The sequence below is a fragment of the Pseudarthrobacter sp. 1G09 genome, assembly GCF_050038305.1.
Lineage (GTDB): Bacteria > Actinomycetota > Actinomycetes > Actinomycetales > Micrococcaceae > Arthrobacter > Arthrobacter equi.
Window position 1 is genome coordinate 2,650,086 of sequence record NZ_CP188306.1, and the last position, 25,281, is coordinate 2,675,366.

General features: G+C 66.5%; 24 protein-coding genes and 1 riboswitch. Of the genes, 5 read left to right on the forward strand and 19 right to left on the reverse strand.

The genetic code is table 11. The features are described from left to right. Nucleotides 1–128 precede the first annotated feature (128 nt). The 7 genes from trmD to ACP3TD_RS12225 all read right to left on the reverse strand — a co-directional run bounded on the left by trmD (nucleotide 129) and on the right by ACP3TD_RS12225 (nucleotide 5,069). Nucleotides 129–938: a tRNA (guanosine(37)-N1)-methyltransferase TrmD gene (trmD, locus tag ACP3TD_RS12195; RefSeq protein WP_426763206.1), complete on the reverse strand. Its 810-nt coding sequence runs from the start codon at nucleotides 936–938 to the stop codon at nucleotides 129–131. Continuing rightward, nucleotides 939–1,484 carry a ribosome maturation factor RimM gene (rimM, locus tag ACP3TD_RS12200; protein ID WP_426763207.1) on the reverse strand — a complete coding sequence of 182 codons (546 nt, stop codon included), beginning with the start codon at nucleotides 1,482–1,484 and terminating at the stop codon, nucleotides 939–941. It abuts the gene before it with no gap. Nucleotides 1,485–1,592: 108 nt separating this feature from the next. Continuing rightward, nucleotides 1,593–1,835 carry an RNA-binding protein gene (locus ACP3TD_RS12205; RefSeq protein ID WP_015937404.1) on the reverse strand — a complete coding sequence of 81 codons (243 nt, stop codon included), beginning with the start codon at nucleotides 1,833–1,835 and terminating at the stop codon, nucleotides 1,593–1,595. 1 nt (nucleotide 1,836) lies between these two features. Further along, nucleotides 1,837–2,247 carry a 30S ribosomal protein S16 gene (rpsP, locus tag ACP3TD_RS12210; RefSeq protein WP_091720908.1) on the reverse strand — a complete coding sequence of 137 codons (411 nt, stop codon included), beginning with the start codon at nucleotides 2,245–2,247 and terminating at the stop codon, nucleotides 1,837–1,839. Between the two features lie 225 nt (nucleotides 2,248–2,472). Next, nucleotides 2,473–2,913, reverse strand: a complete 441-nt coding sequence (locus tag ACP3TD_RS12215) for a hypothetical protein (protein WP_426763209.1) — start codon at nucleotides 2,911–2,913, stop codon at nucleotides 2,473–2,475. Nucleotides 2,914–3,008: 95 nt separating this feature from the next. Beyond that, the gene (locus tag ACP3TD_RS12220) at nucleotides 3,009–3,884 is read right to left on the reverse strand and encodes a VOC family protein (protein ID WP_426763210.1); all 876 of its coding nucleotides are present in this window, start codon (nucleotides 3,882–3,884) and stop codon (nucleotides 3,009–3,011) included. A 102-nt stretch (nucleotides 3,885–3,986) separates the two neighbouring features. Next, complete coding sequence (locus ACP3TD_RS12225) at nucleotides 3,987–5,069, reverse strand: amidohydrolase family protein (protein ID WP_426763212.1); 1,083 nt, start codon at nucleotides 5,067–5,069, stop codon at nucleotides 3,987–3,989. A gap of 92 nt (nucleotides 5,070–5,161) precedes the next feature. Continuing rightward, nucleotides 5,162–5,269, forward strand: a riboswitch (TPP riboswitch). Between ACP3TD_RS12225 and thiC the strand changes: the two genes are divergently transcribed. Then, complete coding sequence (gene thiC, locus ACP3TD_RS12230) at nucleotides 5,264–7,081, forward strand: phosphomethylpyrimidine synthase ThiC (RefSeq protein WP_426763213.1); 1,818 nt, start codon at nucleotides 5,264–5,266, stop codon at nucleotides 7,079–7,081. Its footprint overlaps the riboswitch before it by 6 nt. Nucleotides 7,082–7,127: 46 nt before the next feature. Here thiC and ACP3TD_RS12235 read toward each other — a convergent pair whose 3' ends face one another. Beyond that, nucleotides 7,128–7,862, reverse strand: coding sequence for an alpha/beta fold hydrolase (locus ACP3TD_RS12235; protein ID WP_426763214.1), 735 nt, complete (start codon nucleotides 7,860–7,862; stop codon nucleotides 7,128–7,130). Nucleotides 7,863–7,962: 100 nt separating this feature from the next. Further along, nucleotides 7,963–9,546: a signal recognition particle protein gene (gene ffh / locus ACP3TD_RS12240; RefSeq protein ID WP_426763215.1), complete on the reverse strand. Its 1,584-nt coding sequence runs from the start codon at nucleotides 9,544–9,546 to the stop codon at nucleotides 7,963–7,965. A gap of 84 nt (nucleotides 9,547–9,630) precedes the next feature. Between ffh and ACP3TD_RS12245 the strand changes: the two genes are divergently transcribed. Then, complete coding sequence (locus tag ACP3TD_RS12245; RefSeq protein WP_426763217.1) at nucleotides 9,631–11,034, forward strand: glucose-6-phosphate dehydrogenase; 1,404 nt, start codon at nucleotides 9,631–9,633, stop codon at nucleotides 11,032–11,034. A gap of 128 nt (nucleotides 11,035–11,162) precedes the next feature. Here the strand turns inward: ACP3TD_RS12245 and ACP3TD_RS12250 are convergent, their stop codons facing one another. Together ACP3TD_RS12250 and ACP3TD_RS12255 are read right to left on the reverse strand one after the other, a co-directional pair. Continuing rightward, on the reverse strand, nucleotides 11,163–11,501 hold the full coding sequence (locus ACP3TD_RS12250; protein WP_015937412.1) for a P-II family nitrogen regulator: 339 nt from the start codon (nucleotides 11,499–11,501) through the stop codon (nucleotides 11,163–11,165). After that, nucleotides 11,498–12,856: an ammonium transporter gene (locus ACP3TD_RS12255; RefSeq protein WP_426763218.1), complete on the reverse strand. Its 1,359-nt coding sequence runs from the start codon at nucleotides 12,854–12,856 to the stop codon at nucleotides 11,498–11,500. The genes ACP3TD_RS12250 and ACP3TD_RS12255 overlap by 4 nt, the downstream gene beginning before the upstream one ends. 224 nt (nucleotides 12,857–13,080) lie before the next feature. Between ACP3TD_RS12255 and ACP3TD_RS12260 the strand changes: the two genes are divergently transcribed. Then, nucleotides 13,081–14,349 (forward strand): MFS transporter, encoded by a 1,269-nt coding sequence (locus ACP3TD_RS12260; RefSeq protein ID WP_426763219.1) that lies wholly within the window; start codon nucleotides 13,081–13,083, stop codon nucleotides 14,347–14,349. 3 nt (nucleotides 14,350–14,352) lie between these two features. Here the strand turns inward: ACP3TD_RS12260 and ftsY are convergent, their stop codons facing one another. The 7 genes from ftsY to coaD all read right to left on the reverse strand — a co-directional run bounded on the left by ftsY (nucleotide 14,353) and on the right by coaD (nucleotide 22,529). Beyond that, nucleotides 14,353–15,555, reverse strand: coding sequence for a signal recognition particle-docking protein FtsY (gene ftsY / locus ACP3TD_RS12265; protein ID WP_426763220.1), 1,203 nt, complete (start codon nucleotides 15,553–15,555; stop codon nucleotides 14,353–14,355). 114 nt (nucleotides 15,556–15,669) lie between these two features. Next, nucleotides 15,670–19,257, reverse strand: a complete 3,588-nt coding sequence (gene smc / locus ACP3TD_RS12270) for a chromosome segregation protein SMC (protein WP_426763221.1) — start codon at nucleotides 19,255–19,257, stop codon at nucleotides 15,670–15,672. Between the two features lie 157 nt (nucleotides 19,258–19,414). Further along, entirely contained in the window at nucleotides 19,415–20,386 is a 972-nt protein-coding gene (mutM, locus tag ACP3TD_RS12275; protein ID WP_426763223.1) for a bifunctional DNA-formamidopyrimidine glycosylase/DNA-(apurinic or apyrimidinic site) lyase, read from the reverse strand. A 6-nt stretch (nucleotides 20,387–20,392) separates the two neighbouring features. Then, nucleotides 20,393–21,121 carry a ribonuclease III gene (gene rnc / locus ACP3TD_RS12280; protein ID WP_426763225.1) on the reverse strand — a complete coding sequence of 243 codons (729 nt, stop codon included), beginning with the start codon at nucleotides 21,119–21,121 and terminating at the stop codon, nucleotides 20,393–20,395. Nucleotides 21,122–21,141: 20 nt separating this feature from the next. Continuing rightward, nucleotides 21,142–21,345, reverse strand: coding sequence for a 50S ribosomal protein L32 (rpmF, locus tag ACP3TD_RS12285; RefSeq protein WP_009356569.1), 204 nt, complete (start codon nucleotides 21,343–21,345; stop codon nucleotides 21,142–21,144). A 36-nt stretch (nucleotides 21,346–21,381) separates the two neighbouring features. Next, nucleotides 21,382–21,906, reverse strand: coding sequence for a YceD family protein (locus ACP3TD_RS12290; protein WP_426767222.1), 525 nt, complete (start codon nucleotides 21,904–21,906; stop codon nucleotides 21,382–21,384). A 122-nt stretch (nucleotides 21,907–22,028) separates the two neighbouring features. Then, nucleotides 22,029–22,529 carry a pantetheine-phosphate adenylyltransferase gene (gene coaD / locus ACP3TD_RS12295; RefSeq protein WP_015937423.1) on the reverse strand — a complete coding sequence of 167 codons (501 nt, stop codon included), beginning with the start codon at nucleotides 22,527–22,529 and terminating at the stop codon, nucleotides 22,029–22,031. A 43-nt stretch (nucleotides 22,530–22,572) separates the two neighbouring features. Between coaD and ACP3TD_RS12300 the strand changes: the two genes are divergently transcribed. Both ACP3TD_RS12300 and ACP3TD_RS12305 read left to right on the forward strand, forming a co-directional pair. Further along, complete coding sequence (locus ACP3TD_RS12300) at nucleotides 22,573–23,802, forward strand: aminotransferase class I/II-fold pyridoxal phosphate-dependent enzyme (RefSeq protein WP_426763227.1); 1,230 nt, start codon at nucleotides 22,573–22,575, stop codon at nucleotides 23,800–23,802. Next, nucleotides 23,802–24,590 carry a spermidine synthase gene (locus tag ACP3TD_RS12305; RefSeq protein WP_426763229.1) on the forward strand — a complete coding sequence of 263 codons (789 nt, stop codon included), beginning with the start codon at nucleotides 23,802–23,804 and terminating at the stop codon, nucleotides 24,588–24,590. The genes ACP3TD_RS12300 and ACP3TD_RS12305 overlap by 1 nt, the downstream gene beginning before the upstream one ends. A gap of 39 nt (nucleotides 24,591–24,629) precedes the next feature. On the opposite strand, the gene rsmD is transcribed toward ACP3TD_RS12305, so the two are convergent. Beyond that, on the reverse strand, nucleotides 24,630–25,244 hold the full coding sequence (gene rsmD / locus ACP3TD_RS12310; protein ID WP_426763231.1) for a 16S rRNA (guanine(966)-N(2))-methyltransferase RsmD: 615 nt from the start codon (nucleotides 25,242–25,244) through the stop codon (nucleotides 24,630–24,632). Nucleotides 25,245–25,281 lie beyond the last annotated feature (37 nt).

Sequence of the window (25,281 nt, forward strand, 5' to 3'; positions counted from 1 at the left end):
CGCCTCACTGGTTGACGAGGCCGGTTGTCAGGCTGTTGGTTGCGCTCCCCCTGTGGCAGGTGCGGACCCAGCAGACACAAGGACTAATTTTGCCACAGCGGCGCCCGTACAGCCAATCCTGCGCGGCTTCAGCCGGCGGGTTCCGTTTTGCCCGGCCGTCGGACCAGCCTGCCGTCGATGATGTCGTAGCCAAGTTCCTGCAGGGCCGAGCGGTCGGCCCTCGGAAGCTTTCCGGCGTCGAACGCCTCCAGCAGGTCCGGACGCCGCTCGGACGTCCGGCGGAACTGTTCATGCCGCCGCCACTGGGCGATCTTGCCGTGGTTTCCGCTCAGCAGGATGGCGGGCACCTCACGCTCGCGCCAGAGGGCGGGCTTGGTGTACACCGGGTACTCAAGGAGGCCGTCGGAATGGGATTCCTCCACCAGGGAATCGGGATTTCCCACGACGCCGGGCAGCAGCCGCCCAACCGCCTCCACCATGGCGAGCACGGCAACTTCTCCCCCGTTGAGGACGTAGTCGCCCAGGCTTACGGGCCGCACGTCGAAGTGGTCGCCGGCCCATTCGATCACGCGTTCATCGATGCCTTCGTAGCGTCCGCAGGCGAAGGCGAGGTGCTCCTCGCCTGCCAGCTCGTGGGCCATGGCCTGCGTGAAGCGCTCCCCTGCGGGTGACGGAACGATGAGGACGGGCTTGCCCCGGTGTCCGGGCCGGGCTTCGGCGACGGCGGTAAGCGCCTGGGACCACGGCTCCGGCTTCATGACCATGCCCGCGCCGCCCCCGTAGGGAGTGTCGTCGACGGTACGGTGCCGGTCCGTGGTGAACGACCTGAGGTCGTGGACATGCAGGTCCAGGATGCCGTCCTGGCGCGCCTTGCCGATCAGGGACAGTTCCAGGGGCGCCAGGTACTCGGGAAAGATACTGACGACGTCGATGCGCATCTAGTCGGTGCCTTCCGGTTCCGCCGGTGCGGCTTCGCCGGAGTTGACTTCGAAGAGCCCGTCCGGCGGGGTGAGGAGGATGTAGCCTTCGCTGACATTGACTTCGGGGACGATCTGCTCGACGAAGGGAATCAGGATCTCCTCGCCGCCGGGGGTGGTGACCATCAGCAGGTCCTGCGCCGGCGCGGTGTTGAGCGCAGTCACCTTGCCCACCAGTGTGCTGCCCATACGGGCTTCGAGGCCCACGAGCTCATGCTCGTACCAGCCGTCTTCGTCGTCCTCGTCCAGTTCCGCTGTTTCGATGAAGAGCTTGGCGCCGCGGAGCGTCTCAGCCTGGTTGCGGTCCTCGATTTCCTCGAAGGCCAGCAGCAGGATGTCCTTGTTCCAGCGGGCGCTGCTGACCGTCAGCGGCCCGGACTGCGCCGGCTCCACCACGAACTCCACGCCGGGGACGAAACGGTCCCCAGGGGCGTCGGTCATTACCTGGACCGTGACTTCCCCGCGGATGCCGTGGGGCTTGCCGATGCGGGCCACCTGGAGCTGCATATGTTCCTCTGTTCGGGTTGGTGCATATTGTGTTGGTTCGTGAAAAAACTCCGGCCCCTCCACCAGATGGTGGAGGGGCCGGAGAGCAAAACTGGTGTTGCCGGACGCTCAGCGGCGGCGGTCGGTGTCGACAACGTCGACCCGGACCGGCTCGCCGCCGGCCAGCGCTGCCACGACGGTGCGCAGTGCACGCGCCGTGCGGCCCTGGCGGCCGATCACCCGTCCCAGGTCATCCTGGTGAACACGAACCTCGAGGGTGTCCCCGCGGCGGTTGTTCTTCGAATTGACCGTGACGTCGTCCGGGGAATCAACGATTCCGCGGACCAGGTGCTCCAGCGCGTCTGCCAGCAACTTACTCAGCCTCGGTGGTCTCTGCTTCGGCTTCGGCTGCCTCAGTCTTGGAAGCCTTCTTGGTGATGGCTTCCGGGATGATGACGGAACCCTTCTCCGGTGCGACGAAGGCTTCCTTCTCGCCCTTGGTCTTCAGGGTGCCTTCCTGGCCCGGGAGGCCCTTGAACTTCTGCCAGTCACCGGTGATCTTGAGGATGGCGGCAACCTGCTCGGACGGCTGGGCACCGACGGAGAGCCAGTACTGTGCACGCTCGGAAGCGACCTCGATGTACGAGGGCTCTTCGGTGGGGTGGTACTTGCCGATCTCTTCGATGGCACGGCCGTCACGCTTGGCGCGTGAGTCCATGACGACGATGCGGTAGTACGGGGCGCGCATCTTGCCGAAGCGCTTAAGGCGAATCTTTACGGCCACTTTTGTGGTCACTCCTGTTTCAGAAAAGGGGTGAACCCGGCGTTCTGCACCCGTGGGGCGGGCCGTACTTGCGGGTTCGAAGGACAGGATCCAGACGCGGAGAGAGGGGCCACGCAGATCGAGTACCTGTCTATTGTGCCAGATCAGCGGGAGGATTTCGACTTGACACCCAGGGTCCGCGGGGACGGCGCCGTCGCCTGCCGGGATTGCCCTGCCGGGGGAAGGTCAGGCGGACCAGACGTACAGTCCCGACCGCTCCGAATCGCCAATTCCGCCGGCCAGTTCAGCAACCTGCCGGATGTAGGCCTGCGCCTGCCCGGCGTCGAACGGCATGTCATCCTGGGCCGCCCACTGCGCTGCGACATCCTCGAGGACATCGCCCTCGCCCTCAGTTTCGTAGGTGAGCAGGTCCGCAAGGGCCCGGACCATGGCCGGGGGGACGGCTAGCAGGGAATCGCTGGCCACGTCCACCATCGTCAGCTCGTAGTCGGCGCCGCCCGCATGGACCGCGGTGCCGACCAGGTCTCCGAGCTGCTCCACTTCGAAGTCGCTGATACCGGGGATCCGGACCGCGTCGGCGGCCGGCGGGGCGCCCCCGCCGTCAAGGGTTCCGGCGCGCTTCAACGCGGCATCGTGGGTGGCTACGAAGATTTCGGTAAAACCCATGGGAAGTGACCTCTTCCGTGTACGGTCCGGCGCGCCGGGGACACCTGCCTGGCGCCCCGTTCCAACGGCTTCAGCCTAGTACGCGGAAGGGGTGCTCAGCGCACCGCAACCCGGATGCTGTTGCGCCACGGATCCTCGAAGCGCAACTCAGCGCCGGTGTGGTGCGAGGAGACCCCGGCGACCTTCAGGCGGTCACCGAGCGCGCCGACGTCGTCACCCGATGGCACCTCAATGAGGACCTCACCGAGGCCAAGGGTGTCTTTCCGCGGACCGGCGCCGCGGCTGTTCCAAACGTTCATGGCCATGTGGTGGTGGTAGCGGCCCGCGGAGACGAAGAGGGCCTGCCCGTGCCAGCCGGCGGTCTTTTCGAACCCGAGCGTTCCCACGTAGAAGTCGCGGGCGGACTGGACGTCACCCACCTGGAGGTGGACGTGGCCAACGCCGGCGGTGGTCTGCCGCTGCCCCTGGAGCGATTCTTCGGAGAGGTGCTGTTCCAGGTAGCGCTGGGGCGGCAGCGCCAGGCTGTCCATGACCACGTCGGTGCCGTTCCAGGACCAGTTGCTTCGCGGGCGGTCCCAGTAGAGCTCGATGCCGTTGCCTTCGGGATCACTGAAGTAGAAGGCCTCGCTGACCAGGTGGTCGGCGCTGCCCGTGAAGGAGCGGGGCTCGAACCGGGCTGCGGTGGCCACCGTGGCGGCGAGCGCCGCCTGGTCTTCGAACAGGAGGGCCGTGTGGAACAGGCCGGCTTCTCCCCTGCCGGGGATGGTGAGGCCGGGGGCCGGGGCCAGATGGACCAGCGGCTTGCCGAGGCGGCCGAGGTAGAGGCCGCCATCCTGCTCAGCGACCACTTCGAGCCCCAGTGCGCGCTGGTAGTAGTCGGTCATGACCTTCATGTTGCCGACCTTGAGCATCACGGTGCCCATGGCGAGATCGGCAGGAAGAAGATCCTGGCTGGTGGCTTCTGCAGTCATTGAACGCTCCCTCTACTGGAGGCCGTCCGGATGAGGCGGCCTGTCATGAGTTAAAATTACTTGAAGCTTCAATTTATTCCAAGTGCAGGGTGGATGTTGTGCCTAGCGGACCACACGGCCACCCAAAACCACATGGGATGGGTGCGCCACGGTGTCCAGGGTCCTCCGGGGATCGATCGGAAACAGCACGACGTCGGCCCGCGCCCCTTCTGCCAGCCCCTCAGCCCCCAGCCAGGCCCGGGCGGCCCAGCTGGCCGCGTTGAGCGCCTCGGCTGCAGGCAACCCGGCCGCGTGCAGGGCAAGGATTTCGTCCGCAATCCTGCCGTGGCGGATCACGCTGCCGGCGTCCGTTCCGGCGAAGATCTGCACGCCGGCTTCCCAGGCCTCCCCTATGCGTTCAAGCCGTCGTTCCCAAAGCGCCAGCATGTGGTCCGCGTACACCGGAAACTTGGGCCTGGCCTGGGCGGCAATATCAGGGAACGTAGCTATGTTGACCAGCGTCGGAACGATGGGTACACCCTGTTCCACGAACCGCGGCAGGTGCCGGGGCAGCAGGCCGGTGGCGTGTTCGATGCAGTCGATCCCGGCGTCGAGCATCTGGTCCAGGGTGTCTTCCGCGAAGCAGTGGGCGGTGACGCGGGCACCTTCATCGTGTGCGGCACTGATCGCATCGCGGACGACGCCGGCGGGGAAGGAGGGTGCGAGGTCACCGGCGCTCCGCTCGATCCAGTCCCCGACGAGCTTGACCCAGCCGTCGCCGTCGCGGGCTTGCTTGCGCACAGCTTCCACGAGCCCTTCAGGCTCGACCTCGTGGGCGAAGCCCCGGAGGTAACGGCGAGTCCGGGCGACGTGCCTGCCCGCCCGAATCAGCAGCGGAAAGTCGCGGCCACCCTGCATCCAGCGGGTGTCGGCGGGCGATCCCGCGTCCCGGATCAGCAGCGTTCCTGAGTCCAGGTCGGCACGGGCCTGGGCTTCGGCCTCGCCGGCGTCCACCGGCCCGCCAGGGCCCAGGCCGATGTGGCAGTGGGCGTCGACGAAGCCGGGCAGCACCCAGCCGTCGAGCACAACGTCCGGACCGGCCTCGGGGCGGGTAAATGTCAAGCGACCGTCCACGGACCAGAGGCCGTGCCTTTCGCTGTCCGGTCCCGTGAGGGCGGTGCCGCTAAAACCGATGATGTATGGCATGAATGCCTCCTCTTCCTGCCCGGTCAGGCTAGCACCGGCAAATATGACAGGGCCGTTAGCACTTGTCCCTGCAGGGCGTGTGGTAGCTTCGTTCCTGACCACACGGGTGCCCCTGCAGGGGCTGAGATCGGGCTGACGCGGCCTGCGACCGTCGAACCTGTCCGGGTAATGCCGGCGAAGGAAGTGAGTATTCCTTGAATACACCAAAAACAGTGCTGCCCCCTGCCCAAAACCACGCTGCCGGAGCCACGCCTGAAGCACCGGTCACCCAGTCCCTGAAGTCGCACTCACTGGCCTATATCGATGATCCGGAGCACGGGATCCGTGTCCCGGTAACGGAGATCGCGCTGGAGCCGTCGCCCAACGGGCAACCTAACGCCCCTTTCCGCACCTACCGGACGGCGGGGCCGGGAAGCGACCCCGTGCGCGGCCTCAGCCCCTTCCGGTTTGAATGGATTGAGGCGCGGGCTGACACGGAAGCGTACAGCGGAAGGGAACGGAACCTGCTCGACGACGGCCGCTCAGCCGTACGCCGCGGCGCCGCCTCCACGGAGTGGGAAGGCGGGCGCCCGGTGCCCCGCCGCGCCGTCGACGGCCGGACGGTCACCCAGATGCACTATGCCCGGAAGGGCGTGGTGACGCCGGAAATGCGGTTCGTGGCGCTGCGCGAAAACTGTGACCCGGAACTGGTCCGGAGTGAGGTGGCGGCCGGACGGGCCATCATCCCCAACAACATCAACCATCCGGAGTCCGAGCCGATGATCATCGGCAAGGCTTTCCTGGTGAAGATCAACGCCAACATCGGCAACTCCGCCGTCACCAGTTCCATCAGGGAAGAGGTGGACAAGCTGCAGTGGGCCACGCGGTGGGGTGCCGATACGGTGATGGACCTGTCCACGGGCGACGACATCCACACCACCAGGGAATGGATCATCCGCAACTCCCCCGTGCCGATCGGCACCGTGCCCATCTACCAGGCCCTGGAGAAGGTCAACGGCGAAGCCAACGCCCTTACCTGGGAGATCTTCCGCGACACCGTCATCGAGCAGTGCGAGCAGGGCGTGGACTACATGACTGTCCATGCCGGCGTCCTGCTACGCTACGTGCCGCTGACCGCCAACAGGGTCACCGGCATCGTGTCCCGAGGTGGGTCGATCATGGCCGGATGGTGCTTGGCGCACCACCAGGAAAATTTCCTGTACACGCATTTCGATGAGCTGTGTGAAATCTTTGCCCGGTACGATGTGGCGTTCTCGCTGGGTGACGGCCTTCGCCCAGGGGCCACCGCGGATGCCAACGACGCTGCGCAGTTCGCGGAGCTGGACACACTGGCCGAGCTCACGGAGCGCGCCTGGAAGCATGACGTGCAGGTCATGGTGGAAGGGCCGGGCCATGTCCCGTTCCATCTGGTGCGGGAGAACGTAGAGCGCCAGCAGGAACTGTGCAAGGGCGCGCCGTTCTATACGCTGGGGCCGCTGGTCACCGATGTGGCTCCCGGCTACGACCACATCACATCAGCCATCGGCGCCACCGAGATCGCCCGCTACGGCACCGCCATGCTTTGCTACGTAACGCCCAAAGAGCATCTGGGACTGCCCGACAGGGACGACGTGAAGACCGGGGTCATCACCTACAAGATCGCCGCGCACGCCGCTGACCTGGCCAAGGGCCACCCCGGGGCGCACGAACGGGACGACGCGTTGTCCAAGGCCAGGTTCGAGTTCCGCTGGCGGGACCAGTTCGCGCTCTCGCTTGACCCCGAGACGGCCGAAGCGTTCCATGATGAAACGCTGCCGGCCGAGCCCGCCAAGACGGCACACTTCTGCTCAATGTGCGGGCCGAAGTTCTGCTCGATGCGGATCAGCCAGGACATCCGCAACGAGTACGGGTCAGCGGAGGCCCAGGCCGCGATAGCAGAAGCGGCATCCGGGATGCGGGAGAAGAGCCAGGAGTTCCTGGAATCCGGCGGCAAGGTGTACCTTCCCGAGCTGAAAGTCCCGGCCGGAAGCTGAGCCTGCCGCCGGCGGTGACTGACGGGTTGCTGTGGCCGGCGCGGGCTTAGGACGCCCGTGCCGGTTCACTCCGGCTGACCTCCGCGAGGAACTGCCGGATGGCCCGGTTGCCGTCAGCTGAGTCGTGGGGCCGGTGCCCGCCGGCAGCGACACGGTGCAGGGCACCGGTCTCCCGGAGATACCCGGCAATTTCTTCGTACAGCGGTTCCCAACCCCCGGTAAGGACAAGGGTGGGGACTCCTGGAACGATGTGAAGTGGCGCCTCCCATGAAGGTGACTGCAGCCGCAGCCGGCGGGCAGAGCGCCTCTCCTCGAGGGTGGCTGGCTGGTGCAGGTCTGCGGCGTAGACGCGGCGGACGAACTCCCGCTGGAAGTCCTCGTCGCTGAGTTGGTGGCGGACGTCGAACAGCGGCTTCATCATCCGGATGTGGGCCGCTGTTGCGGGCAGCTCCGCGGTGAGGGAAAGACAGGCCGGCTCCACCAGGGTCAGCGAATGCACGAGGTCCGGGCGCTCAACGGCCGCCATCATGGCCGGAATGGCTCCCTGCGCATGGGCCACCACGTGTCCGCCGGCAGCACCCCGCCCGTCATCGCCCAGGGAACGCAGCACAATGGCCGTGTCCTCCGCAAAGGAGGACTCCAGGGGTTCGGCGGTGCTGTGGTATCCGTGCCGGCGGAGGAACAGGGCATCATACATCAATGCCATGCCGTGCTGCCGGGGCCAGGCGGCGGCGCCGAAGCTCCCCGAGCCGTGCACGAACACTACCCTCTGCTTGAACATCCCCCAACCCTATTCCACGACGCCGACATCTTAACGAAACAGCGCCAAGTGTCGTTGGGACGTTTCCAACGGCACTTGGCGCTACTTGGCGGGCGTGTTCCTAGTTGCCCAGGAACTTGTCGAAGCCCTTGGGCAGGTTCAGCTGGGACGGGTCAAAGTCACCGGACTGCTGGCCGAAGGAGGCCCCGGTGGGCAGCGCCTTGGATGCGTTGGCGCGCCGGGCTTCGGCGTCCTTGCGTTCCTGGGCGGCCTTGGCCGGGTTTCCGGACCGGGCCTTCTTCTTCGGCGCGTTCTTCGCGTTCTTCCGGGCACCGCCGCCGGCACCCGGGAGGCCGGGCATGCCTGGCATACCGGGCATGCCACCCTGGGCCATCTTCTTCATCATCTTCTGGGCCTGAGCGAAGCGTTCCAGCAGACCATTGACCTCGGAGACGTGCACACCGGACCCACGGGCGATACGGGCGCGGCGGGAACCGTTGATGATCTTGGGGGCAACGCGTTCGTGCGGGGTCATGGACCGGACGATTGCTTCAACGCGGTCGATCTCGCGTTCGTCGAACTGCTCCAGCTGCTGGCGGATGTTCTGGGCGCCGGGCATCATCATGAGCATCTTCTTCATGGAGCCCATGTTGCGGATCTGCTGCATCTGGGCCAGGAAGTCGTCCAGGGTGAAGTCTTCCTGGTCGGCGAACTTCTTCGCCATCCGGGCAGCTTCGTCTTTGTCCCAGGACTTTTCGGCCTGCTCGATGAGTGTAAGGACGTCACCCATGTCCAGGATGCGCGAGGCCATCCGGTCCGGGTGGAACAACTCGAAGTCGTCCAGGCCTTCACCGGTGGACGCGAACATGACGGGCTTGCCGGTGACCGAGGAGACGGACAGCGCGGCACCACCGCGGGCGTCGCCGTCGAGCTTGGACAGGACGATGCCGGTGAAGTTGACGCCCTCGTCAAACGCCAGGGCCGTGTTCACGGCGTCCTGGCCGATCATCGAGTCGATGACGAAGAGGACTTCGTTGGGGACGATGGCACGGCGGATCTGGCGGGCCTGTTCCATCATGTCCGCGTCCACGCCCAGGCGGCCGGCGGTATCGACGATGACGACGTCATGAAGCTTCTGGCGTGCTTCCTCCACACCGGCGCGGGCGACGGCGACCGGGTCACCGGCGGGCTGGTCCAGCTCCTGGGAGGTAGCTCCCGGGTGCGGGGCGAAAACAGGGACGTTGGCCCGCTGGCCTACCACCTGCAGCTGGGTGACGGCGTTGGGCCGCTGCAGGTCACACGCCACCAGCATGGGGCTGTGCCCCTGGGACTTCAGCCACTTGGACAGCTTGCCCGCAAGGGTGGTCTTGCCCGCGCCCTGGAGGCCGGCAAGCATGATGACGGTGGGGCCGTTCTTGGCCAGGCGGATGCGACGGGTCTCGCCGCCGAGGATCTCCTTGAGTTCCTCGTTGACGATCTTGACGATCTGCTGGCTGGGGTTCAGCGCCGCTGATACCTCGGCGCCCAGCGCCCGTTCGCGCACGCGGCTGGTGAATTCCCGCACCACGGGAACGGCAACGTCCGCGTCCAGCAGGGCGCGGCGGATCTCCCGGACGGTGGCATCGACGTCGGCCTCCGTCAGGCGGCCCTTGCCGCGGAGATTCTTGAAGGTTGCTGTCAACCGGTCAGAGAGTGAATTGAACACGCGCCGTGAACTTCTTTCAGGAGATGATCGGGACTCGACTATCTAGGGTACCAAGTCGGGCACGCCAGATGGCATGCTGGCAAAATGACGAGCCAAACAACTGTCAAGACCCTGCTCATCCTCGGCGCCTCCGGCGACCTCACGGGCCGGCTGCTCCTGCCGGGACTGGCCCGCCTGGTGGCCGCCGGCCGCGCGGACGGCCTCCGCCTGGTGGGCGCCGGATCCGATCCCTGGACGCCGGAACAGTGGCGGGAACGGGTGCACTCCTCCTTCGCCGCAGCTGCGGAGGCCGCGGGGCCGGACGGCAAGGACGCGTTGGCCGCGCTGGAAAAGGACACGACGTACCATCAGCTCGATGTCACAGCTGGCGGCGCCCTCGCTTCCCTGCTGGAAAACCTCGACGGCCCCACCGCCGTCTATTTCGCGCTGCCGCCCAGGATCAGCCAGCTGGCGTGTGAGGCGCTGCAGCCCGAGGAGGTGCCCGCGGGGACGCGGCTGGTGATGGAGAAGCCCTTTGGCTCCAGCGAGGAATCGGCGCGGTCCCTGAACAGGACGCTTGCACGGCTGGTTCCGGAGGACCACATCCACCGCGTGGACCATTTCCTGGGAAAAGCCACGGTCCTGAACATCCTGGGACTGCGCTTCGCCAACAACTTCCTGGAGCCGGTATGGAACCGTCGGCACGTGGAGAAGGTGGAAATCTTCTTCGACGAGGATCTCGCACTGGAGGGCCGGGCACGGTACTACGACGGCGCCGGCGCCCTGCGGGACATGATCCAAAGCCACCTCCTGCAGGTGATGGCCCTCCTGGCCATCGAACCGCCGGCAACCCTGGGCGAGCGGGACCTGCGCGACGCCATCGCCGCCGTCCTTCGCGCGGCGAGTGTGGAGCCGCCGTTTACCGATTCCACCCGGCGGGCACGCTATGGAGCGGGCAAGGTGGGAGGCAAAACGGTACCGGATTATGCCCGCGAGGACGGTGTGGACGCGGACCGCGGCACAGAGACTTTGGCTGAGATCCGGATTGGAATAGACAACTGGCGCTGGAGCGGCATTCCCTTCATCCTCCGGTCCGGCAAGGCGCTGGGCAAGAAGCGGAAGGAGGCTGTCATCACTTTCCTTCCGGTGCCGCACCTGCCGCAGGGCTTCACGGGCGTCGACTCGCCGAACCAGCTGAGGATCGGATTCGGGCCGGACACCCTTGAGTTCGATGTTGACGTCAACGGCCCCGGAAACATCTTCAGCCTTGGCCGGGTCACCCTCGAAGCGGAGCTGAGCGCCTCCGACCTCCTCCCCTACGGTGAGGTCCTTGAAGGTGTGCTGACCGGGGACCCGTTGCTGTCCGTGCGGGGTGACACCGCCGAGGATTGCTGGCGGATCGTTGAACCGGTACTTCAGGCCTGGGCGCAGGGTTCCGTTCCCCTTGAGGAATACGACGCCGGGTCCGCGGGTCCGGCATCCTGGGCCACCTCCAGGGAAGGGAAGTGAGCGGGCGGCGGCGTTGAGCCCGGCCCTCGCCCGTTAAAAGCGAAGCGGGTTGGGCGGAACCTTCCGGTTCCTGCCCAACCCGCTTCCGTCTCCCTCCCCCTGCAGCAGGGGTTGGCCGGAGGACTCTCCTAGATGGCGGCTACGCCGCGTTCGCCGGTCCTTACCCGGACTGCCTCAAAGACATCCATGGTCCAGACCTTCCCGTCACCCGCCCTGCCGGTGTTGGAACTGGCGATGATGACGTCCAGGATGTCATCGGCCTGCTCGTCCGTAGCCAGCACCTCTACCCGGATCTTAGGCAGAAGGTCCACGTTGTATTCGGCACCGCGGTACACCTCGGTGTAGCCCCGCTGCCGGCCGTAGCCACTGGCTGCGCTGACCGTCAGGCCCTGGACTCCGTAGGCTTCCAGGCCTTCCCGGATTGCTTCAAGCTTCTCGGGCCTGACGATTGCGGTGATCAGTTTCATGCCCCCACGCTTTCCTTGCCTGTTGCGGTTTCTGGCTTCTTGGCATCTGCTTCGCCGGCACTTCCCGCGGCTTCTGCCTGGTTCTTGCCGGTGATCATGTCGTGCAGCGGCTGGAAGCTGCCGCCGTGTCCGGAGAGACCGAACTCGTAGGCGGTCTCGGCGTGCAGGCTGAGGTCCACACCCACCGTTTCCTGTTCCTGCGAGACCCGGAAGCCCATGGTCTTGTGGATGGCCAGCGCGATGATCGCCGTCAGGATGGCCGAGTACGCAATGGCGATGCCTGCCGCTGCGAGTTGTGCCCACAGCTGGGCGAGTCCGCCGCCGTAGAAGAGGCCGCCGCCCACACCGTCGGTGGGCAGTGCGATGAAGCCGAGGGCAACGGTGCCGATGATGCCGGAGACAAGGTGCACGCCAACAACATCCAGCGAGTCGTCGAAGCCCCAGCGGAACTTCAGGCCCACAGCCAGTGCGGAGGCCACGCCTGCCACGACGCCGAGGCCAAGGGCGCCGACGGGGCTGACGTTGGCGCAGGCCGGGGTGATGGCCACAAGGCCGGCGACCACGCCGGAAGCGGCGCCGAGGGACGTGGGGTGGCCGTCGCGGATCCGCTCGGTGACGAGCCAGCCGAGCATGGCAGCGGCGGGAGCGGCCAAGGTGTTCACCCAGATGAGGCCGCCCTGCTCCGCAGTGGTGGCAGCGCCGCCGTTGAAGCCGAACCAGCCGAACCACAGGATGGCAGCGCCCAGCATGACGAACGGGATGTTGTGCGGGCGGTGGTTGGGGTCCTTGCCGAAGCCCTTGCGGTTGCCGATGATCAGGACCAGAACCAGCGCCGCAACACCGGCGTTGATGTGGACCACAGTGCCGCCGGCGAAGTCGATGGCGGGGCCGAGGGCCTTACCCACTGCCCCCTCAGGACCGAAGAGGCCGCCACCCCACACCATGTAGGCAAGCGGGCAGTAGACCAGGGTGACCCAGACCGGGACGAAGACGCTCCAGGCGCCGAACTTGGCGCGGTCAGCGATAGCGCCGCTGATCAGCGCAACGGTGATGATGGCGAAGGTTGCCGCGAAGCCCACCTTGATGAGCCCATCCGGCGTATCGATGCCTTCAAGCCCGAAGGTGGCGAACGGGTTTCCCACGATCTGCAGGAAGCCCTCGCCGGAAGACATCGAGTATCCCCAGAGAATCCAGACCACGCCGACCATGCCGATGGAGATGAAGCTCATCATCATCATGTTCAGTGCTGCCTTGGCACGCGTCATGCCGCCGTAGAAAAATGCCAGGCCCGGTGTCATGAACAGCACGAGCGCTGCCGACACCATGAGCCAAACGTGACCTGCGGTAAGTTCCATGGTTCACGTCCTCTCTTCCGAATCTTGCGGAGTCCTCCGCCTGCCAACGCCCTTTGCGTCCTGTAACGAGTGTGTCGGCGGCGTGTTTCGCCCGCAGAGGATTTAGATTGCCGGACTGTTACAACAACCTCTAGGAAGTAAATGGTGCATATCCGCCTTGTTACGGTTGTGTTTCACCACTCCCGCCGGCATCCGGCGCCCCACCCTGCAAGGAACTGTGCACCATGACGGCAGAAGCCCGCGCCAGCGGTACCGCTTCAAGGATCCTGGCCCGCCTGCGGCCCCGCCGGGACAAGCTCCCCCGCGACATCAAGGTGATGCTGGCCGCCGCGTTCCTGATCGCGCTGGGATTCGGGCTTGTTGCGCCCGTATTGCCGCAATTCGCCACAACCTTCGGTGTGGGCAATACGGAAGCGGCCGTGATTGTGGCCATCTTCGCGTTCATGCGGCTGGTCTTTGCCCCGGCCGGCGGTGCCCTGATCGCCAAGCTCGGGGAACGGCCGGTCTATGTGTCGGGGCTGCTCATCGTGGCGGCCTCGACGGCGGCCTGCGCCTTTGCCGGGAGCTATTGGCAGCTGCTGCTGTTTCGCGGACTGGGCGGCGCAGGTTCGGTGATGTTTACGGTCGCTTCCATGGCCCTCGTGGTCAGGCTGGCGCCGCCGGAGAGCCGGGGCAGGGTGTCCGGCGCCTATGCCTCTGCGTTCCTGATCGGCAACGTCTGCGGACCGATCGTCGGCGGCCTGCTTGCGGGGTTCGGCCTGCGGGTTCCGTTCCTTGCCTACGCTGTCGCCCTAATCATCGCGGCGGCGGTGGTGCAGACGCAGCTGAGCCACCAGCGGCGCGGCTCCGGCCCTGCGGTCAATCGGGCGCCGGATATGCCCTTCGGCGAGGCCCTGCGGACCGGGGCATACCGGGCCGCGCTGGCATCCAGTTTTGCCAACGGGTGGGCTACGTTCGGGGTGCGGATGGCCACCGTCCCGCTGTTTGCTGCGGCAGCCTTCGGCGCCGGCCCCGAGGCGGCCGGGCTGGCGCTGGCGGTATTCGCGGCAGGCAATGCTGCGGCGCTGTCATTCTCCGGCCGCCTGGCGGATTCGCTGGGACGGAGGCCCATGATGATGTGGGGGCTGGCGGTGGCGGGACTGGCCACCGCGGGCATCGGTTTCGCCCAGAGCCTGCCCTGGTTCCTTGCCGCCTCCGCTCTCGCCGGCATCGGTTCGGGCCTGTTCGGCCCTGCCCAGCAGGCCGCCGTCGCAGATGTGATCGGCAGCGGCCGGTCCGGCGGCAAGGTGCTGGCGGTCTACCAGATGACGTCCGACGTCGGTGCGATCGTCGGTCCCGTCCTGGCCGGCTTGCTCGCGGACCGGTTGGGCTTCGGCTGGGCTTTCGGTGTCACGGGCGGGGTCCTGCTCCTGGCCGTCTTTGCGTGGCTGGCCACTCCGGAAACACTTCGGCCCGCCGCGTCACAGGACGCAGCGGGCCAAAAGAATGGGTAGTGGCTAGTTCAGCAGCGCGTCCACAAATTGCTCGGCGTCGAACGGGGCGAGGTCGTCGGCGCCTTCGCCCAGGCCGATCAGCTTGACCGGGACGCCGAGGCTCTTCTGGATAGCGACGACGATGCCACCCTTGGCGGTGCCGTCCAGTTTGGTCAGGACGATGCCGGTGATGTTGACCACCTCGGAGAAGACGCGGGCCTGGTTGAGGCCGTTCTGGCCGGTGGTGGCGTCCAGGACCAGCAGGACCTCGTCCACTTCGGCGAGCTTTTCCACGACGCGCTTGACCTTGCCCAGCTCGTCCATGAGGCCCACTTTGTTTTGCAGCCGGCCGGCGGTGTCGATCATGACGACGTCGACCTCCTGGTCGATGCCTGCCTTCACGGCTTCGTAGGCCACCGAGGCGGGGTCGGCGCCGTCAATGTCGGACTTGACGGTGGGAACGCCCACCCGCTGGCCCCAGGTTGCCAACTGTTCGGCCGCGGCGGCACGGAAGGTGTCCGCGGCACCGAGGATCACGTCCTTGTCTTCGGCCACGAGCACGCGCGCCAGCTTGCCCACCGTGGTGGTCTTGCCCACGCCGTTGACGCCCACCACCATCATGACGGCCGGCTTGTCCCCGTGGCGCTGGACATTGAGGGTGCGGTCCATAGTGGGATCGACCACCTTGATGAGTTCCTCGCGGAGCATGGCCTTGACGTGCTCCGGGCTGCGCGTGCCGAGTACCTTGACGCGTTCGCGGAGGGCATCCACCAGCTGCATGGTCGGTTCGGTGCCGAGGTCCGCCAGGAGGAGGGTTTCTTCCACCTCGTCCCAGACGTTCTCATCGATTTTGTCGCTGGAAAGCAGCGCCAGCAGGCCCTTGCCCATGACGTTGTTGGACCGGACCAGGCGTTCGCGCAGCCGGGTCAGGCGTCCCGCTGCGGGCAGGGGCGTTTCAACCGGAATGACTTCCAGTCCGGCGGCGTCGTCGGGCACCGTGGTGTCCACGCCGTCAAGGTCCGCCTCGGCGGGTGCTGTCCGCTCCGTTGTGGCAGTGTCGCCGGCCACGAGGGTGCTGCCTCCGGGCCGGATTTCGGGGTCGTTCGCGTCGCGTGTTCCCGGGTAGCGGTTGATGTTCTTCCGCGTCTTCACCAGGACCGGGATCAGGGCTCCGACAACCACCAGGGCACCGAGAATGGACAGGATTATGGGAAGGATGTCATTCACTCCCCTAGCTTCTCACAACCGCCGGAGCCCTTTCCCCGCTCCGGCAGGGAGCTGACCGGCCCTGACTCAGAGGTCCACCCGGCGGTTCCGCAGCGTCGGTCAGGCAACCGCCGTTCAGTTGTCGTCCCCAAGGCGCTGGCTGATCACGGTGGAGACGCCGTCGCCGCGCATGGTGACTCCGTAGAGGGCGTCTGCCACTTCCATGGTGCGCTTCTGGTGGGTGATGACAATGAGCTGGCTGGACTCGCGGAGCTCTTCGAAGATGGTGATCAGCCGGCCCAGGTTGGTGTCGTCGAGGGCGGCCTCCACCTCATCCATGACGTAAAACGGGGAGGGCCGTGCCTTGAAGATGGCCACGAGCAGGGCCACAGCCGTCAGGGACCGCTCCCCGCCGGACAGCAGTGACAGCCGCTTGATCTTCTTGCCCGCGGGACGGGCCTCCACTTCGATTCCTGTGGTGAGCATGTCCGCAGGGTCGGTCAGGACCAGCCGGCCTTCGCCGCCGGGGAACAGCCGGTCAAAGACCCTAACGAACTGTGCCTGGGTGTCCTCGAATGCCTCGGTGAACACCCGCTGGACCCTGTCGTCCACTTCCTTGATGATGTCCAGCAGGTCCTTGCGGCTTGCCTTGAGGTCCTCCAGCTGGGTGCTGAGGAACTGGTGGCGCTCCTCCAGTGCCGCGAACTCCTCCAGTGCCAGCGGATTGACCTTGCCCAGGCTGGACAGGTCGCGTTCGGCCTTCCGGAGGCGTTTCTCCTGTTCAGCCCTGACGAACGGCACGCCCTCGACGATGGCTTCACCGGTCTCGTCCACCGGCGCACGGAGGGCAGCCCATTTGTCAGTCGTCTCCCCCGCCGGAACCGGAACTGCAACGTGGGGGCCAAACTCCGCCACCAGGGCGTCAGGGGTGATCCCGAGTTCATCGACGGACCGCGTTTCCAGGGCTTCGATGCGGGCACGCTGCTGGGCCCTGGCGAGCTCGTCACGGTGGACATTGTCGGTCAGTTCGGCAAGCTCCTTTGCAAGCAGCTCGTTCGCGGCGCGGAGTTCCTGCAGCTCCCGGTCCCGGCGTTCGCGGTTTTCTTCTGCAAGGTCACGCGCGTGCCGCGCCACATCGACGGACACGTCCACAAAATCCAGGGCCGAGTCCACTGCGGCCCGGACGGCGGCGGCCCGCCGGGCCTCGATGCGCCGGCGCCGCGCCCTTTCAGCTGCCTCCTCGCGGGCACGCCGTTCAGTGGCGGCGGCACGTTCCAGTGAGGCAACGCGGTTGCGTGTGGCCGCCACCTGCTCCTCGGTGCTCCGCAGTGACAACCGGGCCTCCACCTCGGCAGCACGGGCCGCCGAGGCAGCCTTCGCGAGGGCATCACGCTCCGCCGTTGACGGTTCCTGCTCGAGCGGCACCTCCTGGGCCGCGGCAAGCCGGGCGGTGATGGCCGCGAGCGCCTCCTCCTCGGACTCCACGTTGGCCTCGGCACGGGCCAGCGAGGCCGCGAGCCGGTCGCTTTCCCCCACGGCGCTGCGCAGTACTGAGTTGAGGTGCCCCAGCCGCTCAGCTACTGCGGCCAGCCGCGCGTCGGACTCGTGCAACCTGTCCAGGGCGGCATCCGCCTTTTCCTGCGCTCCGGCGCGCTTCGCCTCGGCGCCGGCCAGGGCGAACCTGTTGCGCTCCAAGGCCGCGGTTACCTGCCCAAGCTCCCTGTCGGCGTCGTCCACGGCCGCCTGGACTTCCAGGAGTGACGGAGCCTTCGCCGAACCTCCGGTAACGGACACGGCGGTGAAGACGTCACCCGCGTGGGTAACTGCTGTCAGGCCGGGCTGTTGCGCCACCAGGGCAGCGGCGGCCCGGATGTTTGGTACGACGGCGGTCCGGCACAGCAGGTGCCGTACCAACGGGGTGTATGCGTCGGCGGCGTCCACGAGTCCGGCGGCCGGAACGGCACCTGCCGGGAGTGCAGGGGCCGGCGGAAAGTCTTCGTGCAAAGTGCCGGCGGGTGCCAGCAACAGTGAGGCCCGGCCGGCGTCGTCGTCCTTGAGCATCTGCAGAACGGACTCCGCGGTGGACGGGTCCTCGACCAGGAGCGCCTCGGAGGCTTCCCCGAGTGCCGCGGCGATGGCGGTTTCGAATCCGGCCTGCACCCGCAGCTCACCGGCGAGCGCGCCCTGGACCCCGCGAAGCCCTGACTGCAGGACGTGCCGGGCTGCGTCTTTCCGCTCCAGGCCGAGCTTCAAGGCCTCAAGGCGGGCTGCGAGGGCATCGCGCCGGCGGATGCCCTCGTTGACTTCTGATTTGAGGTCCGAGATTTCCTGCAGCACGGTTTCCAGCACTTCGCTGGCGGCCTCGTATTCGGCGTCGAGGGATTCCTCGCCTTCCTCCACACCCGCCACCTGGTTTTCCAGGGCGGTGAACTCTTCCTGTGCCCGGGCACGCCGCCCGGCGCCCGCGGCCAGCGACTCGCGCAGCCGGCCGAGTTCTGCCTGGGCGGACTCCACCCGGGAGCGGGCCGCTCCAACCTGGCCGGCGAGGCGCGCCAGGCCTTCCCTGCGGTCGGCGACCGCACGCAGTTCAGCGGTGAGCCGCTGGTCCTCGGCCTGGGCTGCGCGCTCCGCTTCCGCTTTGGCCGCCGTTGCTGCTTCGAGGGCAGTCCGCCGGCCCGCGAGTGAGTGCTCAAGTCCGGCCAGTTCGCTGCCTACACGCGCTGCCTGCCGTTCCAGCTGCTCGGGATCCCGCCCTCCGGACGGTGCGTCGTCCACGGATCCGAGCACGCGGCTCCGTTCCTGGGCCAGTGATCCGAGTGAACGGAGCCGCTCGCGTGCTGCGGTGAGCCGGTACCACGTGTCCCGGGCCGCGTTGAGGCGTGGCGTTGCCTCTGCTGCGAGCTGCTCCAGGGCTGCCTGTTGCCGGCGCCCGGACTCCAGTTCCTGCCCAACGATGGTGCGCCGCTCCTTCAGGGCTGCTTCGTCGGCGACGTCCTGCTCCAGGACCTGCTGCAGCTGCACCAGGTCATCGGCCAGCAGGCGGGCGCGGGCGTCCCGGACGTCGAACTGGACGCGCTGGGCGCGGCGTGCCACCTCGGCCTGCTTGCCCAGCGGCGTGAGCTGGCGGCGGATCTCACCCGTCAGGTCCGTGAGGCGCTGCAGGTTTGCCTGCATTGCCTCGAGTTTGCGCACCGTCCGTTCCTTGCGCCGGCGGTGTTTGAGGATGCCGGCGGCTTCTTCGATGAAGCCCCGGCGGTCCTCGGGGGTGGCGTGCAGGACCCGGTCCAGCTGGCCCTGGCCCACGATGACATGCATTTCCCGCCCCATGCCGGAATCGGAGAGCAGTTCCTGGATGTCGAGCAGGCGGCAGCCGGCACCGTTGATGGCGTACTCCGAGCCTCCTGTGCGGAACAGTGTCCGGGAAATGGTGACTTCGCTGTACTCAATGGGCAGGGCGCCGTCAGTGTTATCAATGGTCAGCGACACGTGTGCCCGTCCCAGTGGAGGCCGGCCGGAAGTGCCGGCGAAGATGACGTCCTCCATTTTGCCGCCGCGGAGGGTCTTGGCGCCCTGCTCCCCCATTACCCAGGCCAGTGCGTCCACCACGTTGGACTTGCCGGAGCCGTTGGGGCCCACCACGGCAGTGACTCCCGGTTCGAAGTCGAAGGTGGTGGCGGAGGCAAAGGACTTGAACCCCCGGACGGTCAGGCTTTTGAGGTGCAAGGCTTTTCGGGTCTCCTGGACGGGGCTGGGCGGCTGCTTGGCGGTCCTAAATCTACCGGGTTGCCGCCGAAAGTCGCGGATCCGGCGCCGCCTGTCCCGCCCGGCCGTGCAGAGCGCCTGGGCCAGCCCGGGGCCATCAGGGTTGGATGCGCGTGAGCTACCAGCGTCCGTTGCGGGGACGCGGCTGGCATACCGGGCACCTGTAGGAGGACCGGTTCATGAACTGTTCACGCCGGATTATGGCGTGGATTCCTGCAGCCGCGCATCGTTTGCAGGGCTCACCCTCGCGCCCGTAGGCGTTAAGCGACCGGTCAAAGTATCCGGAGGCGCCGTTGACGTTCACGTACAGGGAATCGAAGCTGGTTCCGCCGGCGGCGAGGGCATCGAGCATGACCTCACGGGCGCTTTCGATAACGCGGAAGGCGTCGGCCCGCCGCAGCTTGTCGGTGGGACGCGCGTAGTGCAGCCGCGCACGCCAGAGGGCCTCATCGGCGTAGATGTTTCCGATGCCCGAAACCAGCCCCTGGTCCAGGAGCGCCCGTTTCAAGCCTGTCTTCCGCACACGAAGGCGCTGGTAGAAAAGGTCGAACGAGAACGCCGGGTCCAGGGGATCCCGGGCAATATGGGACGCTTCCCCGGCGATCAGCGGAAGGGGCGACTCCGCGAGGCCGCCGGGGCCGCCGTCGTCGGTGGGAACCAAAGCGGTGACGAAGAGCCCACCGAAAATGCGCTGGTCCACGAACCGCAACTGCGCAGGCATACCGTCAGTGGGGCTGAGATGGAGCCTGACTTTCAGGTGCTTTTCGTCCGGGACGTCCGCATCCTGCATGAGCAGCTGCCCGCTCATGCCAAGGTGGGCCATCAGCGCCACCCCGGGTGGCGGGGTATGTCCGTTGCCTGCCGCCTGCTGGTGTGCGGAACTATCGTTTAGCGGGAGCCAGAGGAATTTGCCTCGCCGGACGACGTCGGACACAGTGGCACCCTGCAGGTTGCCGATGAAGTCCTCCACGCCCAGGGCGTGGCGGCGGATGGAGCGGGGGTCCAGGACATCGACGGACTCAACGGTCCTGCCGCGGACCCAGCTCACCAGGCCGCGGCGGACCACCTCCACCTCGGGCAGTTCAGGCACGGGATCCTACTTGGCGGCGGCGGAACCGGAGGACTTAGCGGCGCCGTCAGCGGCACCCGGTCCGCACAGGACGCGCCACGCATCCGCGGCTGCTTCCTGCTCCGCTTCCTTCTTGGAATGGCCGGTGCCCTTGCCGTACGGCTTGCCGCCGATATTGAGGACAGCGCTGAAGGTGCGTGCGTGGTCCGGCCCCGCACCCTCCACTGCGTAGTGGATGGATCCAAGCTGCCGGCTCGCCGCAAGCTCCTGGATGCTGGTCTTCCAGTCAGTCCCGGCGCCCAGCACGGCGGCATCCTTGAGCAGGGGTCCGATCAGGCGCATGACCAGCTGGCGGGCGGTCTCAATGTCGTTGGAGACGTAGGTGGCACCGATCAGCGCTTCCATGGTGTCAGCGAGGATGGAGGCTTTGTTCTTCCCCTCCGTAAGTTTCTCGCCCTGACCAAGGTAGATGAACTCGCCGATGCCAAGGCTTCGGCCGATGTTGGCAAGCGCACGCGTGCTGACGACGGCCGAACGACGCTTGGCCAGCTCGCCCTCGGGGAGATCCGGATTGTCCCGGTAGAGGGAATCCGTGACCGAGAAGCCCAGGATTGAATCACCCAGGAATTCCAGCCGCTCGTTGGTGGGGATCCCGCCGTTTTCGTAGGCGTAGGAACGGTGTGTGAGCGCAAGACGAAGCGTCCCGGCGTCAATAGTGACACCGAGACGCTTCAGAAGCTCTTCAGTTGAAGACATCAGTCAGCCTGAGCGGCCGATTAGACGTCAGCGACCTTGCGGCCCTTGTACTCAAGGAACAGCGCAGTGCCGGCAGAGTCGGTAACGACCTTAGCCTGGTGCGGCAGGCTGTAGGTGACCTGGCCGTTTTCAACGGTCTTCACCAGGTGGGGGGCGGTCGCCTTCCACTGCGAGCGGCGGGCGCGGGTATTCGAGCGAGACATTTTCCGCTTCGGGACAGCCACGGCTAACTCATTTCTCTCTAGACAAACACGTACAAATCAATTTTGCCGGTCAGGCTTAGCCATATCAGCTAGGGCAGCCCAGCGAGGATCCAAGACCTCGTGGTGGTGCCCCGGCTCGTCTTCCAGGCGTACTCCGCATTCGGAGCAAAGGCCCTGGCAGTCTTCCCGGCACACCGGCTGGAACGGCAGGTTGGTGACAACCGCGTCCCGCAACACCGGTTCAAGATCGATTACATCGTGCTCGACTCGACGTTGCTCTTCTTCGTCTTCTCCATCCGAGAACTCAGCGCCCTCGTAGAAGAAAAGTTCTTGCACATTGACCTCAAGGTCATACGCAAGGGGATCCAGGCATCGGCCGCATTCCCCGGTTACACCGGCGATGACGGTTCCTGATACCAGAATTCCTTCGTGTACGGCCTCCAGCCTCAGGTCCAGCTCGACATCCGAGCCTTCCTGAACGCCAATGAGCGCCACACCAAGATCACCCGGTGCGGGTACATGTTCCTTCAGTGTCCGCATGCTTCCCGGGCTGCGCCCGAGGTCCTTGACGTCGAACGCCAGGGGCGAACCAGCATCTCTTTTAATGAGAACTCCTGTTGAACATATGACCGACGTACCATCTTAGCCTGAAGAGCCACGGGGACTCAAACCGGCCGGCGATACCGCCGAAGTACCGGACCAGCCTACCGCCTGGGCTGCTGATTCGCCGAAGGCTCGCCCGCCAGCAGCCTCCGAAGCACGGACCGGGGAACGTACTCGGAGACGTTGCCGCCCAGCCCGGCCACCTCCTTGATGAGGGTCGACGACAGATGGATGTAGTGCGCTTCCGCAGGCAGGAAGACAGTTTCCACGCCACTCAGCTGCCTGTTCATCGTGGCCATGGGCAGTTCATAATCAAAGTCCGAGGAGGACCTGAGGCCCTTGACGATGGCCGAGACGCCCCGCTGCCGGCAGTATTCAGCCAGCAGTCCCTCACCTACGGGTTCCACCACGATTCCCTTGAGGGACGCAAGGGTCTCGCGCGCCATTTCGAGGCGCTCATCGAGGCTGAACCGGTACTTCTTGGCGTAGTTGGTGGAGATGGCCACAATGACTTCGTCGAAGAGGCCGGCAGCGCGGGCAATGACTTCGAGATGGCCGTTATGGATGGGATCAAAGGATCCGGGGCAGACAGCTCGTCTCATGCTCCGAACCTACCCCATGCGAAGCCCGGGATACCATGACTGGATGCATGCGTCACGGGAACTTTCCGCGCCTTCTGCCCCCGCTCCATGGCAGCGGACTGCCCTGGGAGCGAACCTCCTGGCCGCTGACGGCGGGCTTGGCGTCACGATCTTCGAGGAGATGACCAACCTCGCGGTCCAGGCCGGGGCGATCAACCTGGGCCAGGGTTTCCCCGACGAAGACGGCCCGCAGGAAATCCTCGACGCCGCCCGGGATGCCATCACGGCGGGGGCCAACCAGTACGCGCCCGGTAAAGGTATCCCCCAGTTGCGTGCCGCGGTGGCCGCCCACCAGGAACGTTTCTACGGGCTGACCCCGGATCCTGACACGGAGGTCCTGATCACCACCGGCGCCACCGAGGCCATCGCCGCATCGCTGCTGGCATTTACCGGACCCGGAGATGAAGTCCTCACCCTTGAACCGTTCTACGACTCGTATGGCGCAGTGATCGGACTGTCAGGGGCCACGCATGTCACTGCGCCGCTGCTTGCACCCGATTTCATGCCGGACCTGGCCGCCCTTGAAGCCGCCTTCAGTGAACGGACCCGCGTGGTCCTGCTGAATAATCCGCACAATCCCACCGGGGCGGTCTTTCCCCGTGACGTGTTGCAGAAGATCGTGGACCTGGCGCAAAAGCACGACGTGCTGATCATCACTGACGAAGTCTATGAGCACCTCACCTTCGGCGTCCGCCATATTCCGGTGGCGTCCCTGCCCGGTGCATCCGAGCGGACCATCACCATCTCCTCCGCCGGGAAGACCTTCTCCCTCACGGGCTGGAAGATCGGTTGGCTGACCGGGCCCGAGGAGCTGGTGGCCGCCGCGCGGACCGTCAAGCAGTTTCTCACCTACAGCTCAGGCACCCCGTTCCAGCCCGCCATAGCAGCAGGGCTGGGCCTCCCGGACAGCTTCTACCAGGGAATTGCGGCTTCGCTCGAGTACAAGCGCGACGTCCTCAGTGAGGGGCTGCGCGCCGCCGGTTTCGGCGTCTACACCCCGCAGGGCACCTACTTCGTCAACGTCGACACGGCGCCGCTGGGCATCACCGACTCGGTGGACCTCGCACGGCGACTGCCCGGGCTGGTAGGGGTTGCTGCCATCCCGGTGCCCGTGTTCTGCCACCCGGAAGGTGCGGAACGCACGCGCAGCCTGCTCCGCTTCGCCTTCTGCAAGAAGGCGGACGTCCTCGAAGAGGCAGCCGGGCGGCTGGCCACGCTCAGCAGCAGGCTCTGATGGCGGCCGGCAACCCCGGGCACGCCTCCCGGTTCCTCCGCGCCACCGGCCAGCACGCCACCATCGAGCCGGACGCATTCACCGATGGCAGCTATGTGCTCAGCATCGGCGGGGCAGAGCAGTCGCATGTGAATCTGTCCCACCCCGAAGACATCTTCTACGAGTACCTTCGCCGGATCGGCCACCTGGTTGACTTGGCCGCCCCCACCGGAGCGCCTGTCCGGGCGCTGCACCTGGGGGCGGGGGCGCTGACCCTGGCCCGCTATATCCAGGCGACCCGGCCCGGCTCCGTGCAGTACGCGGTCGAGCTGGAACGCGAGCTGCTGGATTTCGTCCTGCGGGAACTGCCCCTGCCTGAGGGAACGGACCTGCACGCCGTCATCGGCGACGCCCGGCAGGCACTCGGCGAGCTTGACCCGGGGCTCACGTTCGACGTCGTCATCCTGGACATCTTCTCGGGCCCGGAAGCGCCGGCGCACATCGCCTGCGCCGACTTCTACACCGAAGTCCGGGCGAAGCTGGAACCTTTGGGGCTGCTGGTGGTCAATGTAGGAGACGAGCCCGCGCTTACTTTGGTCCGAAGCCAGGTGGCTGCGCTGCGCGAGACCATGGCGGATGTTGCGGCCTTTGCCGAAACCGGCATGTTCGAGGGCCGCTACCCGGGCAACATCATCCTGGCCGGGACCCAGGGGGCCTGGCGGCAGGACTGGACAGCCCAGCTCACTGCCCGCGGCCCGCACCCGGCGAGCGTGCTGGCGGGAGTGGACCTGGACCGCCTCGCCCCATAGCCGCCCGGCCCTCAGCGTCATCCCGGCCGCATGTGGCTGCTAGGACTCCCCACTGGCCGGAAGGTCATCGCTTTCAATGGCGTCCGGCACGTAGGGCTCGGCGAACCAGAGCCGGGTTTCGCCGTACTTCTTCTCGGCGAAGCGTTCCAGTTCGGCGGGCCAGTCAGGTTCGGGCGAGCGGGAGGACCGTTCCACCACGACGACGGCGGACGGCGCCAGGTGCGCTGCGAGTTTCCGCAGCACCGCGGCGAGCGCCACTTCGTCGAGCGGGTACGGCGGGTCCAGGAACACCAGGTCCCACGCTGCCGACTCCGCGGCGCGGTCCAGGAAGGGCTCCACCTTGGACCGGTGGACTGTTACTGCCTTGCGGCCCACAACGCCGTTGATCAGGTCCGCGTTGCGCTGGCAAACCGCACTTGCCTTGGCGTCGGACTCGACAAGGTCCACGCTGCGGGCTCCCCGGCTGCCGCTCTCAACCCCAAGCGAACCGGACCCGGCATAGAGATCCAGTACTCGGGCTCCGGCGATGACATCGAAGGCATCCAGGCGGGAGAAGAGTGCCTCCTTGACGCGGTCGGTGGTGGGGCGGGTAAGCGAGCCCGGGACGGAGGACAACGGGGTGCCTCCGGCCGCCCCTGCGATGATCCGGCTCATGCGGGCACCCCCTGTCCGGCCGCGGTCCTGCTGCTTC